The 15,580-nt window shown below is 69.8% G+C and carries 17 protein-coding genes; 5 read left to right on the top strand and 12 right to left on the bottom strand.

Translation table 11 applies throughout. From position 1 onward, the window contains the following. Positions 1-2: 2 nt before the first annotated feature. Together AC5Y5B_RS11205 and AC5Y5B_RS11200 are read right to left on the bottom strand one after the other, a co-directional pair. On the bottom strand, positions 3-482 hold the full coding sequence (locus tag AC5Y5B_RS11205) for a TspO/MBR family protein (RefSeq protein WP_112635226.1): 480 nt from the start codon (positions 480-482) through the stop codon (positions 3-5). Further along, on the bottom strand, positions 479-2,587 hold the full coding sequence (locus AC5Y5B_RS11200) for an MMPL family transporter (RefSeq protein ID WP_289176365.1): 2,109 nt from the start codon (positions 2,585-2,587) through the stop codon (positions 479-481). The genes AC5Y5B_RS11205 and AC5Y5B_RS11200 overlap by 4 nt, the downstream gene beginning before the upstream one ends. A gap of 144 nt (positions 2,588-2,731) precedes the next feature. On the opposite strand from AC5Y5B_RS11200, the gene fni reads away from it, so the two are divergent. Further along, positions 2,732-3,778, top strand: coding sequence for a type 2 isopentenyl-diphosphate Delta-isomerase (gene fni, locus AC5Y5B_RS11195; RefSeq protein ID WP_112634917.1), 1,047 nt, complete (start codon positions 2,732-2,734; stop codon positions 3,776-3,778). Between the two features lie 38 nt (positions 3,779-3,816). Here the strand turns inward: fni and AC5Y5B_RS11190 are convergent, their stop codons facing one another. Both AC5Y5B_RS11190 and AC5Y5B_RS11185 read right to left on the bottom strand, forming a co-directional pair. Then, complete coding sequence (locus tag AC5Y5B_RS11190) at positions 3,817-4,401, bottom strand: MarR family winged helix-turn-helix transcriptional regulator (RefSeq protein WP_112634918.1); 585 nt, start codon at positions 4,399-4,401, stop codon at positions 3,817-3,819. 410 nt (positions 4,402-4,811) lie between these two features. Beyond that, entirely contained in the window at positions 4,812-5,249 is a 438-nt protein-coding gene (locus AC5Y5B_RS11185; protein WP_112634919.1) for a hypothetical protein, read from the bottom strand. 158 nt (positions 5,250-5,407) lie between these two features. Here AC5Y5B_RS11185 and AC5Y5B_RS11180 point away from each other — a divergent pair, with 158 nt between their 5' ends. After that, the gene (locus AC5Y5B_RS11180; protein WP_112634920.1) at positions 5,408-5,638 is read left to right on the top strand and encodes a hypothetical protein; all 231 of its coding nucleotides are present in this window, start codon (positions 5,408-5,410) and stop codon (positions 5,636-5,638) included. On the opposite strand, the gene AC5Y5B_RS11175 is transcribed toward AC5Y5B_RS11180, so the two are convergent. Genes AC5Y5B_RS11175 through AC5Y5B_RS11140 form a run of 8 tightly spaced genes read right to left on the bottom strand, consistent with a single transcriptional unit; the run spans position 5,611 to position 13,101 of the window. Next, the gene (locus AC5Y5B_RS11175; protein ID WP_112634921.1) at positions 5,611-6,621 is read right to left on the bottom strand and encodes a Rieske (2Fe-2S) protein; all 1,011 of its coding nucleotides are present in this window, start codon (positions 6,619-6,621) and stop codon (positions 5,611-5,613) included. The two genes, AC5Y5B_RS11180 and AC5Y5B_RS11175, sit on opposite strands and share 28 nt — an antisense overlap. Beyond that, on the bottom strand, positions 6,618-8,141 hold the full coding sequence (locus AC5Y5B_RS11170) for a hydroxysqualene dehydroxylase (RefSeq protein ID WP_112634922.1): 1,524 nt from the start codon (positions 8,139-8,141) through the stop codon (positions 6,618-6,620). The genes AC5Y5B_RS11175 and AC5Y5B_RS11170 overlap by 4 nt, the downstream gene beginning before the upstream one ends. After that, complete coding sequence (locus AC5Y5B_RS11165; RefSeq protein WP_112634923.1) at positions 8,138-8,863, bottom strand: class I SAM-dependent methyltransferase; 726 nt, start codon at positions 8,861-8,863, stop codon at positions 8,138-8,140. Before AC5Y5B_RS11165 ends, AC5Y5B_RS11170 begins: the two co-directional genes overlap by 4 nt. Beyond that, complete coding sequence (locus tag AC5Y5B_RS11160; protein WP_112634924.1) at positions 8,850-9,161, bottom strand: lycopene cyclase domain-containing protein; 312 nt, start codon at positions 9,159-9,161, stop codon at positions 8,850-8,852. The genes AC5Y5B_RS11165 and AC5Y5B_RS11160 overlap by 14 nt, the downstream gene beginning before the upstream one ends. Next, positions 9,158-9,481 (bottom strand): lycopene cyclase domain-containing protein, encoded by a 324-nt coding sequence (locus tag AC5Y5B_RS11155; protein ID WP_112634925.1) that lies wholly within the window; start codon positions 9,479-9,481, stop codon positions 9,158-9,160. The genes AC5Y5B_RS11160 and AC5Y5B_RS11155 overlap by 4 nt, the downstream gene beginning before the upstream one ends. Continuing rightward, a complete protein-coding gene (locus AC5Y5B_RS11150) occupies positions 9,478-10,431 on the bottom strand; it encodes a phytoene/squalene synthase family protein (protein ID WP_112634926.1) in 954 nt (317 codons plus the stop codon). The genes AC5Y5B_RS11155 and AC5Y5B_RS11150 overlap by 4 nt, the downstream gene beginning before the upstream one ends. After that, complete coding sequence (gene crtI / locus AC5Y5B_RS11145) at positions 10,428-11,948, bottom strand: phytoene desaturase family protein (RefSeq protein ID WP_112634927.1); 1,521 nt, start codon at positions 11,946-11,948, stop codon at positions 10,428-10,430. Before crtI ends, AC5Y5B_RS11150 begins: the two co-directional genes overlap by 4 nt. A gap of 28 nt (positions 11,949-11,976) precedes the next feature. Then, the gene (locus tag AC5Y5B_RS11140) at positions 11,977-13,101 is read right to left on the bottom strand and encodes a polyprenyl synthetase family protein (protein ID WP_112634928.1); all 1,125 of its coding nucleotides are present in this window, start codon (positions 13,099-13,101) and stop codon (positions 11,977-11,979) included. Between the two features lie 288 nt (positions 13,102-13,389). Here AC5Y5B_RS11140 and AC5Y5B_RS11135 point away from each other — a divergent pair, with 288 nt between their 5' ends. The 3 genes from AC5Y5B_RS11135 to AC5Y5B_RS11125 all read left to right on the top strand — a co-directional run bounded on the left by AC5Y5B_RS11135 (position 13,390) and on the right by AC5Y5B_RS11125 (position 15,538). Then, complete coding sequence (locus tag AC5Y5B_RS11135) at positions 13,390-13,902, top strand: MarR family winged helix-turn-helix transcriptional regulator (RefSeq protein WP_112634929.1); 513 nt, start codon at positions 13,390-13,392, stop codon at positions 13,900-13,902. 181 nt (positions 13,903-14,083) lie between these two features. Beyond that, positions 14,084-14,797, top strand: coding sequence for an Rv1815 family serine proteinase (locus tag AC5Y5B_RS11130; protein WP_112634930.1), 714 nt, complete (start codon positions 14,084-14,086; stop codon positions 14,795-14,797). Between the two features lie 57 nt (positions 14,798-14,854). Then, on the top strand, positions 14,855-15,538 hold the full coding sequence (locus AC5Y5B_RS11125; RefSeq protein ID WP_112634931.1) for a phosphodiesterase: 684 nt from the start codon (positions 14,855-14,857) through the stop codon (positions 15,536-15,538). Positions 15,539-15,580 lie beyond the last annotated feature (42 nt).

Below are 15,580 nucleotides of genomic sequence, written 5' to 3'. Positions count from 1 at the left end.
GATTAGCGGTTGAGTCGCCAGATGTGGGCGGACAGGACGGTCGCAAAGCCACCCCACAGGGGATAGGGGAGCAGCGCCAGCCCGCCGCGCGGCGTGGCTTCGCCCGTGCGCCTGACCAGATCGGCGCTACTGGCCGTCAGCGCCGCCGCCCCGACCGTGGCCGCCCCGAGTCTGTGGTACCGGAAGAACAGCCAACTCCATCCGGCGTTCAGCAGCAGGTTCACCGTCAGCGCCACGGCGTAGCCGCGGGCCTTGTCGTGCCGCCCGGTCGCCCGCAGCCGGTCGAGGGTGACCGCCGACGTGACGGCGATGTCCCCGTAGAGCGCGGTCCACACCGTGGGGAAGGCGGCACGGGGTGGTTGGTAGGCGGGCTTGCGAAGCCTCGAATACCACCGGGACATGGCGTCGCGGCTGGCGACGCTGCCGGCTCCAGCTGTTGCGGCGACGGCCAGGCCGGTCGCGGCCAGTATCGACCTGTTCACGGCGTGCTCCGTTCTGGTTGCTTCCGGTCCGCTTGGTGCTCAACGGGTTTGGCGTGTGCCGGATTGGTCGGCCACCAGATCCGGTCGCCGATGAGGGCGAACAACGCCGGGATGACCAGCGTGCGCACCACGAAGGTGTCGAGCAGGATTCCCAGGCCGACGATGATGCCCAGTTGGGTCAACACGATCAACGGCAACACCCCGAGCACGCAGAACACCGCCGCCAAAACGATTCCCGCGCTGGTGATTACGCCGCCGGTGGCCGATACCGCCCGCACCATCGCGTCGCCGGCGCCGGGTCGCGCGGCTTCCTCGCGGGCCCGGGTGACCAGAAAGATCGTGTAGTCCACCCCGAGGGCCGCCAGGAACAGGAAGGCGAACAGCGGGGTGGTGTTGTCCAGCGCCGGGAACCCGAAGACGTGCAGGCTCGCCCACCCGCCCATGCCGAGCGCGGCCAGCGCGCCCAGGATGGTCGCGGCCAGCAGCGTCGGTGGCGCCAGTGCCGAGCGCAGCACCACATAGAGCACCACCAGGATCACGGCCAGGATCGCCGGGATCAGCAGCACCCGGTCATGCGTGGCCGCGTCGCGGACGTCGAGGGCCGCTGCGTCGGGCCCGCCCACCAACGCCGCGGGGTCGGCGGCCCGCGTCGAATCCCGCAGTGCCGCAACGGCGGTGAACGCCTGCGGGGACGCCGGTGGCGCGTCGATCACCACGGAGTACTTCGTCAGCCCGGATCCCGATTGGCCGGACTCGGTCACCGAGACGACGCCCGAGGTGGATCTGATCGCCCGCCGCAGCGCCGACGCGCGATCGGTGGCGCCGATGACCAGCGTCGGATTGGTCAGACCGGCCGGAAAATGTTGGGCCACAACGGTGTAACCGGCCACCGAGTCCGCCCGCACGCGGAACTGTTCGGTCTGCGTCAATCCGATTCGGGTTCCCAGCAAGCCGGTGCCAAGAACCGCAAGCGCGGCGACCGCGACCGCGGCCACCAGCGCGGGGCGCCGATTGACCCATGCCGCGACGCGATGCCACGCGCCCGAGTCCAGGGTGTCGTCGTCGCCCGCGCGCGGAATGAACGGCCAGAACAGTCGCCGGCCGCACAGGGCGAGCAGCGGGGGCAGGATCACGAGCACCGACATCGCGGCGACGACAAGGCCGCACGCCGCGAGCGCGCCCAGGCTGCGGGTGCTCGGCGTCGACGCGAACAGCAGGGTGAGCAACGCCAGCACCACGGTGGCGTTGCTGGCCACGATCGCCGGCCCGGCCCTGCGCACGGCCTGCCGCAGGGCGGCGCGGTGCCCGGCGTAGTGGCGCAGCTCCTGTCGATACCGGGAGATCAGCAGCAGCGCGTAGTTGGTACCGGCGCCGAACACCAGCACGCTGGTGATCCCTGAGGTGGCCCCGTCGAAGCTCAACCCGGTCAGCGATGCGACCGCCGTGCCGACCGCCGCGGCCACTCGATCGGCGAATCCGACCACGAGCAGCGGGGCCAGCCACAGCACGGGGGAGCGGTAGGTGGCGATCAGCAGCAGCGCCACGACCGCCGTCGTCACCGCGAGCAGGGTGAGGTTGGCGCCCGCGAACGCGCCGGCGATGTCCGCGCCGAAGGCCGGGCCGCCCGTCACGTGCACCTGCAGCTGCGCGGGCAGACCGGCGGCCGCGGCCGTGCGCAGCGCGGTGACGGCGTCGCTCAGGGCCAGCCCGGACAGGTCGGCGTTGAGCGGTATGACCGCCAGGGCGGCCCGGCCGTCCGCCGACGGCGGCGGCGGTGCCCCCGCCGCATTCGCGCCGGGCTGCGCGGCCGCCAGCGCCCGAGCGAAGGCGGCCTGGGCGGCGGCGTGATCGGACGCAACCAGGGCCCCTCCATCGGTGCGGCTGATCACCACGATCACCGGGGCCTTGTCACCCCCGGGGAATTGCCTGGCCAGCGCGTCGACTTGAGCGGATTGCGCGTCGACGGGAACGGATTGTGGGGATTGGCCCGCGGCGGCGTTACCACCGATGAGCACCATCAAGGCGGCACCCAGCGCGGCCGCGGCCAGCGCGAGCAGCCACGAGCGCCGCCCCGTCACCGCGGCGGCCACGGAATCCCACACCACGTTTACAACCCTTTCAGTTTGTTAAACATTAATCAACTGAAATGACGTATCACCGCGCGACGACGCCGGCGGTACGCAGGAGGGGCACTATGGACATTATGGACGCGGAGCCCGGGCAGTGGCGGACGCACGGGGGTGCCTGCGATGACCGCTGACCGCGGCGAGATGACCACCCGCAAGCGGCGGCACATCGATGTCTGTCTGAGCGAGCCGGTGGGCTATGACGGCGTCACCACCGGCCTGGACCGCTATGGACTGCCGTACAACGCGCTGACCCAGACGAATCTGGGCGACATCGATTTGTCCACCGAATTTTTCGGTGCCCGCCTGCGGTCGCCGATACTCATCGGCGCGATGACGGGGGGCGCCGAGCTGTCCGGGACGATCAACCGCAATCTGGCCGCGGCGGCGCAACAGCTCGGTCTGGGCATGATGCTGGGCTCGCAGCGCATCATGTTGGACAGCGCGCTGGGGCAGCGCGCGGCGGACAGCTTCACGGTGCGCGATGTCGCGCCGGATGTCTTGCTGTTCGGCAACATCGGTTTGGCCCAACTGACGAAAGCGGCGGTGCCGGACCTGGCGAAGGCCCTCGACCGGGTGGGCGCGGATGCGCTTGCCGTGCATACCAATCCGCTCCAGGAGGCGATGCAGCACAACGGCGACACCGACTTCTCCGGGTCGCTGAGCAGGTTGCGCGATGCCGCCGACACCGTCGACTGTCCGGTGCTGCTCAAGGAGGTCGGGCACGGCATCGGTGGTGCGGCGGCCGCGGAGCTGGTCGGCAGCGACGGCGAAGTGCCGGTGGCCGGAATCGACGTCGCGGGTGCGGGCGGCACATCGTGGTCGCGGGTCGAGCAGTTCGTGCGGTACGGCGAACTGCGCTATCCGCATCTGGCCGACTGGGGTATCCCGACCGCCCGCGCCATCGTGGAGGTGCGTGCGGTGCTGCCGGCGATCCCGTTGGTGGCCTCCGGGGGCATCCGTACCGGTATGGACGCGGCCAAGGCGATCGCACTGGGTGCCGATGTCGTGGCTCTGGCGCGTCCGTTGCTGCCGGCGGCCATCGAATCGACTGCCGCCGTGGTCGATTGGCTACAGCCGTTCATTGACGAGCTGCGCATCTGCCTGCACGGCTGTGGCGCGGCGAACCTGGCGGACCTGCGCGATGTCGACCTCGTCGGCGCGGGCTAGGTCCGCGGGACGTGGCCGTCATCGTGGCGTACGGTTCGCTAATCGGGCGCGGCGCCCCGTCGTGCCGGGGTGCGACGGCCTTTGACCGTCGCGCGCTTGGGTTCGGTAGCCGCGGGCGTCTTGGGACTCGGTGCGGCCAGCCGTGATTCGAAGCTGGCCATCGCCTCGATCATCGCGGTGAACACCCGATGGGCCGCCGCCAGGTCGCGATCGGGGAGGTCGGCCAGGGCCGTATGTAGCTCGGCGCCAAGGGGAGTGAAGAACGACCGGGCGAGCGCCATGCCCGGTTTCTCGTAGCGGAGCAGGGTTTTGCGGCGGTCCTGGGGATCGGGTTCGCGCCGGAGGTGGCCCGCGTCGATCATGCGGTCGACCAGGTAGGTGATCGCGGCCGGCGAGACGTCCATGCGGCGGCGCAACTGGGCCGCCGTCAACGGCTCGCCGGCGGTTTCGGCGACCATGATGTGCAGCAACGCGTGAAAATCCGTGCCGCTGACATCGTTTTGCCGGGCGAAGTGCCGGCCGATGCGGTCGGACTGCGCCGTGATCGCGCGCATATCGGCCGACATCAATTTCTCGAGTTCGGCTCGGTCTGGTCGCCGGTCAGCGGCGCCGCGCTTGGTCACTTACCCGCATCCTTTTTGCGTACGCCAGCCAGCGTATCGGTGACCGCTATCCGCGGCGGGCGAAACGCCCGGGCGTTTCTGGCGCCATCAGCCTACGGCACCCCCGGTGGATCGCCGGCACGGTGGCTCAGCCGCGCCGCGCGGCCCGGCTCAGGACTTCGCGGGGTCATGGCCCCAGTGCATCACCGAGTACCGCCACGGGCTTTCGTCGCGGTCGCCCTGCGGGCGTTGCGCCAGGTGGCGCTAGGCGTGACTGACAACCTTTCGCCTGTGCGCACAGTCGGCATCGGTGAGGGCGCGGTCAATCCTCGATGCCGTTGTCGCGCATCATGTTGCGCGGCGCAGCGCTTCGGGCTTGTGCACCGCGTCGGCGCCCGTCTTGTGGTCGCCCGTGTGGAATTCGTTGTCGCTCATACCGATTCGCCTGTCGGCGATTCGTCACCGGGGGAGGCGGTGTGGGCCGGGTGTCCGGCGGTGCGGCGGCGCTCTTTCAGGGCCATCTCGTAGACGTGGCGGCGCCCGTCGGCGAGCCTGTTTCGCACCAGCTGTTCGAGCTGTGTGAAGCACCGGTAGTAGCCGTCGTCGTAGTCCTCCACGACCTGAAAACTCCACCGGCCCGGCAGGACGTTGCGCCCGATCAGCTCGGTGCTGATCTGTTGGGCCAGGTCGGCGTGGCCGGTGTCGCGCAACCGCGCCACCGCCTCGTCCAGCTGCAGGTCGGCCCGTCCGGTGAGCTGATGGAAGGAATACAAATGCCCGCGGGCACGTTCGATGGTTTCCAGCGCCTCGGTCACCTTTCCCACCGCCTGCGCCACGCCGTCGATCTCGCCACTGGCCGCGTCGTCCATGGTTTCCTCCCCGGGTTGGCCAGAGCATTCCCGGCGCGCGTGAGCCCGAACCGTCGGATTCGGTGATTCATCTTCTGAATGGTTAAGGGATTGGCGTAACCGCCTCGCCGCCGGGCGCGGCGGTTTGAACGGGTTCGCTCCGGGTATCTGATGTGGCGATGACTGTGATCGAGACGTCACGACGGCTGGGACGCGCCGAGCGCAAAGTGCTGCGCCTGCAACGGCGTTTGTGGCTTGCGCAGTTGGCCATGTGGCCCACCGCGCTCGCGGTGGCGGCGGCCCTGCTGGCGGGCACGGTGTGGGTGCTGCGCCGGCGATCGGCCGGCCACCGGCCCGACCCCTCGCCCGACGCCGGGCTGGATCAGCCGAGTCCGGCGCGAACCTGGTAGCGACGCTCGGCATAGGCGAGGTCGTCGCGCCAGAGCTTGGTCGCCGCGTATCGCATGAGCGGGGTGATCAGCGGCGCCGCCCGAGCGGCGCGCGCGAAGCCGGGCCGGTCCGAATGCGCGATGGTGGCCTCCAGGACCGCGGTGCGCGGCCGACCGTCGGGGTTCGAACCCAGTGGGGTCGCATGGGTTTCGACGACGCTGCCCGTCCCCTCGCCGTCCACGATGCGCATGACGATGGTGCGTGCCTCCGGGCAGGTGAACTCCGCGATGACGGGCACGCCGACGCGTCCCATCCGGAAGGTCACCGCCACCAGGAATCGGTCCGCCTCTTCGGTGGGCGTGGTGAGCACGTCGAGCCGGGTGAACGAGTAGGGGTGAAACCACGCGCCATGCCAGGGATCGAGCCGGTTGGCGATGACGTCGGCCGGTTCGCAGACGCCCACCACGCGGGCGACCGCGCTCAGGGTGTCACCGGTGGGCCGTTGCGCGATCACCGGCCGGTCCAGCGGGTCCTCCTTGCCCACCGCGTCCAGGCGCACCCACGCCAACACGCCGTCGTCGTGACTGGGCAACGGGCTCCACCCGAATTCGCCAGCCTGTCCGTCCAGCCTCAGCCCGTGCCAGCGGCAGATCAGCGCGCCCCGGTGCACGGCGCCGGTGGCGAGGTCGGCGCCCAAATGGGGGCAACTGCGCGGCCCCACGCACAACCGCCCGCGTTCGTCGCGCCAGGCCACCACCTCGACACCGGCGACGCGGGTGCCGTAGGGGCGCCCGGCGGGCACCTGTCGGCTGGCGGCGAAGGCATACCAGTTGCCGGTGGGTCTGCGCTGCGAGCGGCGCAGTGCGCCCTCGATGATGGCGGGTTGTGCGTCGCGGTAGGTCGGGCGCTGATCGGCCCATGACCCGCGCGGGATCACCTGCAGTGGCCACCCTTTGGCCCGGGCGGCGGACAGTCGCTGCTGTAGCTGTGCTCCGAGCTTCATGTGGTGGATCTTTCGCGGGCGGCAAGCCATCGAAGCAGCGGTGACCGGCCTTGGGTGGGTACCGTGGCCAACGGATGTCCGGCTAAACCCCATCGTTGCAGGAGTTGGTTCGCGGCGCACCAGCCGGTGGTGGCCGCGCGCTCCATGAGCGCCACCGGCAAGTCGATGCGGATGGCGTCGCCGGCCAGCACCACGCCCGGGGTGGGGGTGCGCACCGGGGGACGGAAGGGATAGGAGCCCGGCGCAAACAGCGGACAGTCGCTGCGATGCAGCAATTTCTCGTGCACGATCTGTGCCGCAGCGGTTTCCGGATACACCCTGTGCAGCTGTCGTAGGGAGGCGGCGCGGGAGGGCGCGGAATCCAGTGCGTAGGAGTGCAACTCGACGACGGAGCCGTGATGCGCGCCGGCCCAGTCGCGTGCTTCGCGTTCGTAGCGCTCCAGCACGCTGATGTTGTCGAGCGGTTCGTGGCCCGCGGTGCCCAGGAACGCCGGCCGGTGCGGTGCGACCGGGCGGTCGAGCCACAACCGGTGCACGGCGAACGGCGGAGCGGTGCGCTGCCGCGAGATCTGGGTGCGCCAGGCCTCGGTGCCCAGGTCGTTCGACGCCGCGACGATCCGCTGCAGGCCCGTGGTGTCGGTGGCCAATACGACGGCGTCGACCTCGTCGCGGTCGTCGGAATCGGTGTGCAGCCGGAAAGGCTTCGCCGGGTCGGCGTCGATGCGCAGGACTTTGGTGGCGAGCCTGAATCGCACGCCCCGCCGCTCGAGGTAGTCGCGCAGCGGCCGCCACAGCGCGCTGTCGTAGTTCGCCGACGGCACGTCGAAGATCAGGCCTTCGGAGGAGCCCAGGAAGTAGATGTGGAACATGGTCGCCAACTCGGCCGCGGACAGCTCGGCGGGGTCGGCGAAGAAGCTGCGGGAGAACACCTCGAACGCCAGATGCCGTGCGGCCTCGGGGAATCGGATGTCGGAGAGAAAAGTCGCGGCGTCGGTGTGGTCCAGGCGCTGGTAGGTTCCGGGCACCGATACGGCCGCCAGGGGCGCGGCCGCGCGCGCGTCGATGCGGGTGAAGTCACGAAGCCGGAACGTCGGGCTGCGCGCCGCGAAGACGACGGCGTTCCACGGCGGCGTGCGCGGCAGCCCGCGGAAGCTGTCGCGCCGGCCGGCGCCGTCGATCAGCGGGTAATCCTGCACGGGAGTGAGCATCCGCAATTGCGGGTCGATGCGGCTCAGCAGGGCGCGCAGGTTGTAATACTGCCGGAAGAACGCGTGAAAGCCGCGGTTCATCGCGAGCTCGGCGCCGCCGTCGCGCTCGGTCCAGCCCCCCACCCGGCCGCCGAGGTAGTCCTCGCTTTCGATGACCTCGACGGCGACGCCGCGCTCGGCCAGGCCGGTGGCCGCCGTCAGCCCGGCGATCCCGCCGCCGACGACCGCCACCCGCGGGCGTGCGGGCAGCGCGCCGGCGTCCGCCAATCCCGTTGGGGCGGCGAATGTTCGGCGCCGCCGATCGGCGGTCATCGCGGCGCATCCGCTAAGAAGGTGTGCACGATGTTGGCTTCCCAGCCGGGCATCGTCTCGCTGTGCACCGCGGTGAAGCCGGCGTCGGCCAGGCGGGTCCGGAACCGCTCGGCGCCGTCGAACTCCAGCACGCTGCGCCACAGATAGCGATACAGTCCGGCGTCGCGGGTGCGCCACCATCCGGCGGGAATGATGATGCCCCAACACACGGCGTGCCAGATGCGGGTGGCCGCGGGGGAGTCGCGCACCGAATACTCGTGCACCGCCAGGGTGCCGCCCGGGCGCAACAGCGTGCGGAACCTGCGCAACTGTGCATCGCGGTCGGCGACGTTGCGGATCAGGTAGGCCGCCAGGATGCCGTCGAACGGTCCGGTGATCCCGTGCTCGGCCAGCTGTTCGACCGCGGTGTGCACGAAGCGCACCGAGGCGGGCCACTGCTTGGCGTGCGCCGCGTCCAGCATGCCGCGCGACGCGTCCACGGCGACGATGTCGGCCTCCGGGGCGACGGCGAGCAGCGCGGCCGTCGAAGCACCAGTGCCGCAGCCGGCATCGAGCAACCGTAACCCCTTGCCGCGGGCCGGGATTCGCATCCGGCGCGCCGACAGCATCAGCTGCGCGTGGTAACCGGGGCTGGCGCCGACCAGCCGGTCGTAGGCCGGCGCGCCCGCGTCGAACGCGGCCGTCAAGTCGCCGGGCGCGGTGCCCGCATCACCGAGGCGCACGTTGCCGCTCCCACAACAGCAGCACCGCGGTGACCAACGCGAAGCCGAACAGAAAGTCTTCGACCGGGATGTCGAACGGGAAGCGCACGCCGCTCAGCTGCCGATCGTCATAGATGACGATGGGGGAGCTGAGTTTGGTTAGCCAGCCGTCCACCGGGATCTGGAAGCCCAGCACGATCACCATCGACAGCCAGTACGCCGGACGCCGGAAGAGCCCGGTCCGCAATACCGCCAATTCCAGTGCGCAGACCAGCAATACCGCCAGCGCGGCCGGCAGCGTGTAACCGATGCCCGTCACCGGCGGCGCACCTTCGCCAGGATGGTGGTCACGGCGTTGTAGGTCAGCAACGCGCAGATCGGGATGACGAGGAAGAACAGCACCTCTTCGATCGGGACCCGGAACGGGATGCCCAGGCCGCACAGGTAGGCGCGGTCGTACGTCCAGATGTGCGCGGCGACGGCGATCTCATCCCAGAGCAAGAACACCGCGGCCACCGGCACGACCGCCTTGACGACACGTCGCCACTGGCGGTAGACGCCGGGGCCGAAGATTTCCAGCGGCGCGGTGATCACCAGGCAGGCGGCCAGCACCGCCAGGTATTGCCACCGATCGCTCATGCGGCCCCCGATTGACGAACGCCCCGCGCGTCGTTCCGCGCCCGCCACGACCGTATCAGTCCGGCGCCGGCGACCCGGAGCCGTCGCGCGGTGCCGACGGTGGCCCGGCGATCGAACACCGCGAAGTCGCTTCTTTCGATGCAGTCCAGGATCTCCGAGTACAGCGCCGCCGCGGTCGCGACGCACGGTCGTGAGCGGCGGGCCAGCGTGGCGATCCCGTCGGCGGCGAATCGGTAGGTCTGCCGGGCGATTTCGTGCTGGGCGACCAGGGCCCGGCGCACCCGCGGGTCGGTGCGGCGGTGCGTGTGACACCACATCAACAGCTCCCGGTCGACCCCGTCGGCGGCCAGTTCGTCGGCCGGCAGGTAAACCCGGCCGCGCTGCAGGTCCTCGTCGACATCACGCAGGAAGTTGGTGAGCTGGAACGCCCGGCCCAGCGCCGCGGCGTACGGCTCCGCCTCGTGCACCGGCGTCACCGTTCCCAATATCGGAAGCACTTGCAGGCCAATGGCTTCCGCGGAGCCGCGCATATAGCGGTTGAGGGCCTTGCGGTCCGGATAGTCGGTGACCGTGAGATCCATCCGCATCGACGCCAAGAAGTCCTCGAACAGATCCGCGCTGATCCGATAACGCCGCACCGTGTGTGTCACGGCGGCCACGAGCGGGTCGTCCAGATGAGCGTCGCCGGAAAAGAACCGCTCCGACAGCTGCTGAAGCCTGCGGCCGCGGACGTCGGCGCCGACGCTCGGGTCGAGATCGTCGAGGATGTCGTCGGCGTAGCGGGCGAAGCCGTACAGCGCGTGCACCGGTGGTCGCTGGTCGGGTGCGAGCAGCCGGGTGGCCAAAAAGAACGTGCGGCCATGCGCGGCATTGAGTTCCCGGCACCGGCGATACCCGTCGCGCAGCCGGGGATCGTCGATCCCGGCCGCGGTCAGCTCGCTGCGCATCACGGCAGCCTCGCTTTCATGTCGAAGCGCGTCGTCGCCCGCGCGGCGACGCCGGTGATGCGGTCGGCGGCGAGCCGCCCGGAAATCAGCGTGGTCGGCACGCCGACCCCGGGCACCGTGGAGGACCCGGCGAGCACCGCGTTGTCGATGCCGCGCACCATGTTGCCGGGGCGAAACGGACCCGTCTGGCCGAACGTGTGGGCGAGCGCGAACGGACTGCCGGCGGCCATGCCCTGACGCGCCCAGTCGGCGGGCGTGACGACACCCAAAACCGTTGCGTCGTGCGCCAAACCGGGCAGCAGCCGGTCGGCGACGAGCGCGATCATGTCCTCGACATAGGGGCCACCGGCGCCGGCCCAATCGATGGTGCCGCGATCCAGGTTCGGCGCGGGGGCGAGCACGTAGAGCAGATCGCGCCCGTGCGGCGCCAGGGTGGGGTCGCTGGCCGTCGGCCGGGTCACCAGCAACGACGGATCCCGCATGAGTTGTCCGTCATCGACGATGTCGGTGAACGTCTGATTCCATGCCTCGCCGAACAGGATGGTGTGGTGGGCGGTCGGGGATTCGACGGCCGGACAACCCAGGTGCGCCACGACGGCCGACGGCGAGGGGTGCAGCCGCACCGCTCGGCGCGGCGCGCGGCCCAGCATCGCGTAGGTCTGCGGCAGTTCGGTCGTCAACACCACCGCGTCGCAGGCGATGCGTCCGGATTGCTCGGTCACCACGGCGCCGACCCTGCCGCCGGACCGCTCGAGCGCGGTAACTGTTGTGTTGTAACGGAATTCGACACCGGCGGCGGCGGCGGCCGCGGCCAGCGCGTCGGGCAGCGCCCGTACCCCGCCACGCGGAAACACCACGCCCGAGATGGTGTCCATGTAGGCGATCACCGCGTAGACCGCCAGGGCGTCGCGCGGCGCCACGCCGGCGTACAACGACTGGAAGGTGAAGATCCGCTGCAGCCGCGGGTCGCTGATGTAGCGCTTGACCATCCGGTCCCATTTGCGGAAGCCGCCGATCGCGGTCAGCCGCGCCAGCTGCGGCGTGAGCAGCGACAGCGGCGAGTCGAAGTTCGCGGCGATGAACCCGTCGAACTCGGTGCGGTACAACCGCGTCAGCCACTGTCGAAGCCGTCGGTAGCCCGCTGCCTGCCCGAAGCCAGCGAACTCCGCGACGGCGTCGGCCATCCGGTCCGCGTCGCTGTGCACGTCCAGCGCGCTGCCGTCGGCGAACACGGCGCGATAGGCCGGGTCGACGGTGAGCAGCTCCATCCGGTCGCATAGCTTTTCGCCGACCGCTGCGAACGTCTCGTCGATGATGTCCGGCATGGTAAGCACCGTCGGGCCGGTGTCGATGCGGTAGCCGCCGATGTCGAGGCGTCCGGCCCGGCCGCCGGGCCACGGCTCGCGCTCGACCACCGTGACCGCGCGGCCCCGGCCGGCCAGGTGCAACGCCGCGGCGAGGCCGGCCAGTCCGGCGCCGACCACCACCACGTGATCCCCGCGCCCTTCGATGGTCCGCATGATCAACAGGCTCCCCGGTCGGTGCTGGTCATTCGGCGCGATCCGTGCAGACGGCAGCCATCTCGGCCAGCGCGGTGCGAACTGGCCCGTCGATCGGCAGGTCGGCGAGGTGGTCGCACGCGGATGCGACGCGGTCGCCGATCATCCCCTCGATCAGCTGCACGGCGCCCGTCTCGACGATGAGCGCTTTCCACCTCTCGATCGCGGTGTCGTCGAGGGTTGCACGATTCGCGAGCTCGTGGAGTTCACGCCGGGCCGGCGCATCGGCCAGCTGGTGGGCGGCCGCCACGACGCTGGTCGCCTTGCGCTCGAGCAGATCGCCCGCGCAGGGCTTGCCCGTGACGGCCGGCGAACCGAAGACGCCGAGCACGTCGTCGCGGAGCTGGAATGCCTCGCCGACAGCGGCGCCGTAGCGGCCCAGCTGGGACAGCGTCCGATCGTCGCAGCCGCCCATCGCCGCCCCGATTTCCAGCGGCCGGCGCACGGTGTAGTTGCCCGACTTACGCCGTGCCACGTCGAGCACGACGTCCAGCGCGGGCATCCGTCGTGCATCGTTGGTCAAGTCGGCGAATTGCCCGACGGCGAGCTCGGTGCGCATGGCGTCGTAGCGGGGCCACGCGCGTTGCAGGCGCAGGGGTTCGACGCCGCTGTCGCGCAGCATCTGTTCGGCCCAGATGAGGCAGAGGTCGCCGAGCAGAATGGCGGCCGATTCGCCGAATCGCTGCGAGGAGCCGGACAATCCGCGCTCGCGGTGCCATTGGCCGAATTGCCGGTGCGCCGAGGGGCGGCCGCGCCGTTCGGCGGAACCGTCCATGACGTCGTCTTGCAGCAACGCAAAGGCGTGCAGCAGTTCGAAACTGGCCGCGGCACGCCGGGCGGCGTCGTCGGGCGGCGCGCCGCACAGCCAACCCAGGTAGGCGAAGGTGGACCGCAGGCATTTTCCGCCGGAGACGAACTGCACCAGAATGTCGCCGGCGGCGTCGACGCGCGCCTCGTCCAGTTCGCCGACGCGTCGCGCGGCGACGAAGTCGGCGACGTCGCCCAACACCATCCGCCGTACGTTCGACCGCCATGCTTCGAAGTCGTCGGCGTTGCACCAACCGATCGCCACCGGCGGCGACGCCGTGGCCGGTGAAAACGACAAAGCCCTCATTGTGCGCAAGCGCTCCCTCCTGGACGGCTTGGCATGCCCAGGCCTGAGCGGTCTAAACACACGCGTCATACCCGCCGATGAGGCGGGCAAAACCACAGCGCCGACCGTCAGACGCGTCCCGCGTCGCCCGCTACCCAGATACCACCTTGTTCAGTAACTTAAACATTAATTTAATGAACATCAGCGCGATGCGCCACCCGGGCGGGACGCCGGCGTGCCCCATCCGGCCCGTCGTCGCAGCTTCTCGCTTAACCATTAAGTAACTGAAATGGACGGCCGATCGGGGATATGCTGCACAGAGTTATGGACGCTGATGCCCAGCGCTGCGGCCGCGACGAGCTGGAGTCGCTGATCTCGGCCGATCTGCGGGAACTGTCAACCGAGTCCGATCAGATCGGCCGTCTGTTCGCGCCGACACATAGCTTGCGAGTCAACGATTTTCGCGCCCTCCTCCATATCATGGCGGCCGAAAACGGGGGGCGGCCGATGACCTCCGGCGACCTCAGCCACCGGATGGGGTTGTCGGGATCCGCGATCACCTACTTGGTGGACCGGCTCATCGACGGGGGTCACATCCGTCGGGACAATCATCCCGGCGACCGCCGAAAGGTGGTGCTGCGCAACGACGAATCCGGCGTGGCCACCGCACGATCGTTCTTCAGCCCGCTGGGCACCCATACCCAGGTCGCGCTCAGCGACCTACCCGATGGGGACCTCAGCGCCGCCCACCGAGTGCTTCGCGCGCTGATCGATGCGTTGCGGCGCTTCGGCGACGAACTGGGCGGCGAGCCGAAACCATGATCACTGCAACGGGTTGCCGGAGGGCCGAGGTGGAGCATTCGTTTCCTGGCCTTTGTCCGCTGGCACGTGTTCGCTTCTCGGCTGGTCCCCGCGTGGTTTGACCGCGGGAACGACGGGTATACGCGTGTCAAGTAGTCAACGCGATAGGCCCCATGGTGGACGTGAGGGGTGATGCGTCCCAATGGAAGAACTCGGCAGCCGGTGGTACCGGCTAGCGATCACCACCGCGTCCGCGGCGTCGCTCATCTTTGCACCGGCTCAGGCGGGCGCCGACCCGGGCAGCACGGTGTTCCCCGGAATGGAGATCCGCCAAGGTAACACGGTCTGCCTGGTCGGACTGGTTGAGCCGCGGCTACGCGTCGCCGTGACCAGTGGCCAGTGCGACGGCGGGACGTCGATGGTCACCGACCGGGACCGCAAGCCGATCGGCTCGGTGGTGCTCGGGCGCCGCCAGGTGGAGGCCGAGTCAGGAGCGGACACCTCGATGCTGCCCGTGGAATACGAAGTCATCGCGATCGCGCCGGACGCGACGGTCAGCAATGTGCTGCCGACGGGGCGCCGTCTGACGTCCACCCCCGGCCTGCGCGCGCAACCGGGCATGCCGGTGTGTCAGCTGCGCAGCGCGGCCGGCCAACGATGCGGTTCGGTCAGCTCGGTGGGTAATGGCCGTTTCGCCATGACCGACATGGGGTTCGGCAGCCGGGACTTCGGCGGTCCGGTCTACGCGCTCACCGACGACAACAACGCCGTGATCGTGGGATTGATCGAGGGCACCTGGAAATCCTCGCCCCAGATCGAGTCCTGGCAGGCGGTCATGGCGCAGGTCTACATCGACAGCCACACCTACAGTCCCGCTCCGCAACAACAACCGTTGCCCGTTCTGCGAATGATCTAGTCGACACCCGAATCGCTCGTCCCGTTTCCCCGGCCGCGGAATGGGAATCCGCCGCCGGTGAACGTTTTCGAACTTGCGGCGTTGCCCTTCCAGTGGGGCTCGGCGATCCGGGGTAAGCGCTTCTTCCACCCGACCGGAGTGCTGGCGGAGGGCTTCATCGAGCGCGTCGCCCCCGCGAATCAGGGCCTGCCGGTCGCCTCGTCGCAGATTGTTGCGCGCGTGTCGAAAGCCACCGGCACGCCAGGGGCGCTGCCCGACTTCATCGGGCTGGCCTTCCGGCTGCCCCCACCGGAGCCCTCGGACAAGCCGTGGGACATCCTGCTGGTCTCCTCGGGGTCGGGCGTGCTGTCGCGCGCGCTGGCGCTGCGGCCGGTCACGTCGTGGAACGGTCAAACGCTGACCACACTGATGCCGCTGCACTATCAGGACAACAACTGGTGGCTGCGAGCCCGAACCTCCAGCGAGATCGGCGGCACGGGACTGTCGCTGGACAGCGTCCGGGCGAAGCTCGAGCGCAGCAACATCGAGGTGGCGCTCGACCAGGCCTGCGGCAGAGGCGCTTTCACACCCTTGGCCCGCCTGACCCTGACCACCGCGATCGATCCCGAGCGCGACCACGACGTGTCGTTCGACCCCGTCCTCAACACGGCGCCCGGGCTGAGCCTGCACCCCAGGTGGTTGGCGGATCTGCGCGCCCGCGCCTATCAGCACAGCCGCGACGGCAGAGACGCCGACGAGTAGCCGCCCTTCCAGGGAGGTGGCCGGTGTCCACGCGGATCAGAG

This window comes from Mycobacterium sp. NGS33, from assembly GCF_059812885.1.
Note: the sequence above shows the minus strand (reverse complement) of the source record. Positions and strands in the feature narration are given on the sequence as shown.

Excerpts from the sequence above, each read along its gene's own strand:
- fni (WP_112634917.1), top strand. The coding sequence starts at position 2,732 with ATGACCGCTGACCGCGGCGAGATGACCACCCGCAAGCGGCGGCACATC.
- AC5Y5B_RS11185 (WP_112634919.1), bottom strand. The coding sequence starts at position 5,249 with ATGGACGACGCGGCCAGTGGCGAGATCGACGGCGTGGCGCAGGCGGTG.
- AC5Y5B_RS11180 (WP_112634920.1), top strand. The coding sequence starts at position 5,408 with ATGACTGTGATCGAGACGTCACGACGGCTGGGACGCGCCGAGCGCAAA.
- AC5Y5B_RS11175 (WP_112634921.1), bottom strand. The coding sequence starts at position 6,621 with ATGAAGCTCGGAGCACAGCTACAGCAGCGACTGTCCGCCGCCCGGGCC.
- AC5Y5B_RS11170 (WP_112634922.1), bottom strand. The coding sequence starts at position 8,141 with ATGACCGCCGATCGGCGGCGCCGAACATTCGCCGCCCCAACGGGATTG.
- AC5Y5B_RS11155 (WP_112634925.1), bottom strand. The coding sequence starts at position 9,481 with ATGAGCGATCGGTGGCAATACCTGGCGGTGCTGGCCGCCTGCCTGGTG.
- crtI (WP_112634927.1), bottom strand. The coding sequence starts at position 11,948 with ATGCGGACCATCGAAGGGCGCGGGGATCACGTGGTGGTGGTCGGCGCC.
- AC5Y5B_RS11140 (WP_112634928.1), bottom strand. The coding sequence starts at position 13,101 with ATGAGGGCTTTGTCGTTTTCACCGGCCACGGCGTCGCCGCCGGTGGCG.
- AC5Y5B_RS11135 (WP_112634929.1), top strand. The coding sequence starts at position 13,390 with ATGCTGCACAGAGTTATGGACGCTGATGCCCAGCGCTGCGGCCGCGAC.
- AC5Y5B_RS11130 (WP_112634930.1), top strand. The coding sequence starts at position 14,084 with ATGGAAGAACTCGGCAGCCGGTGGTACCGGCTAGCGATCACCACCGCG.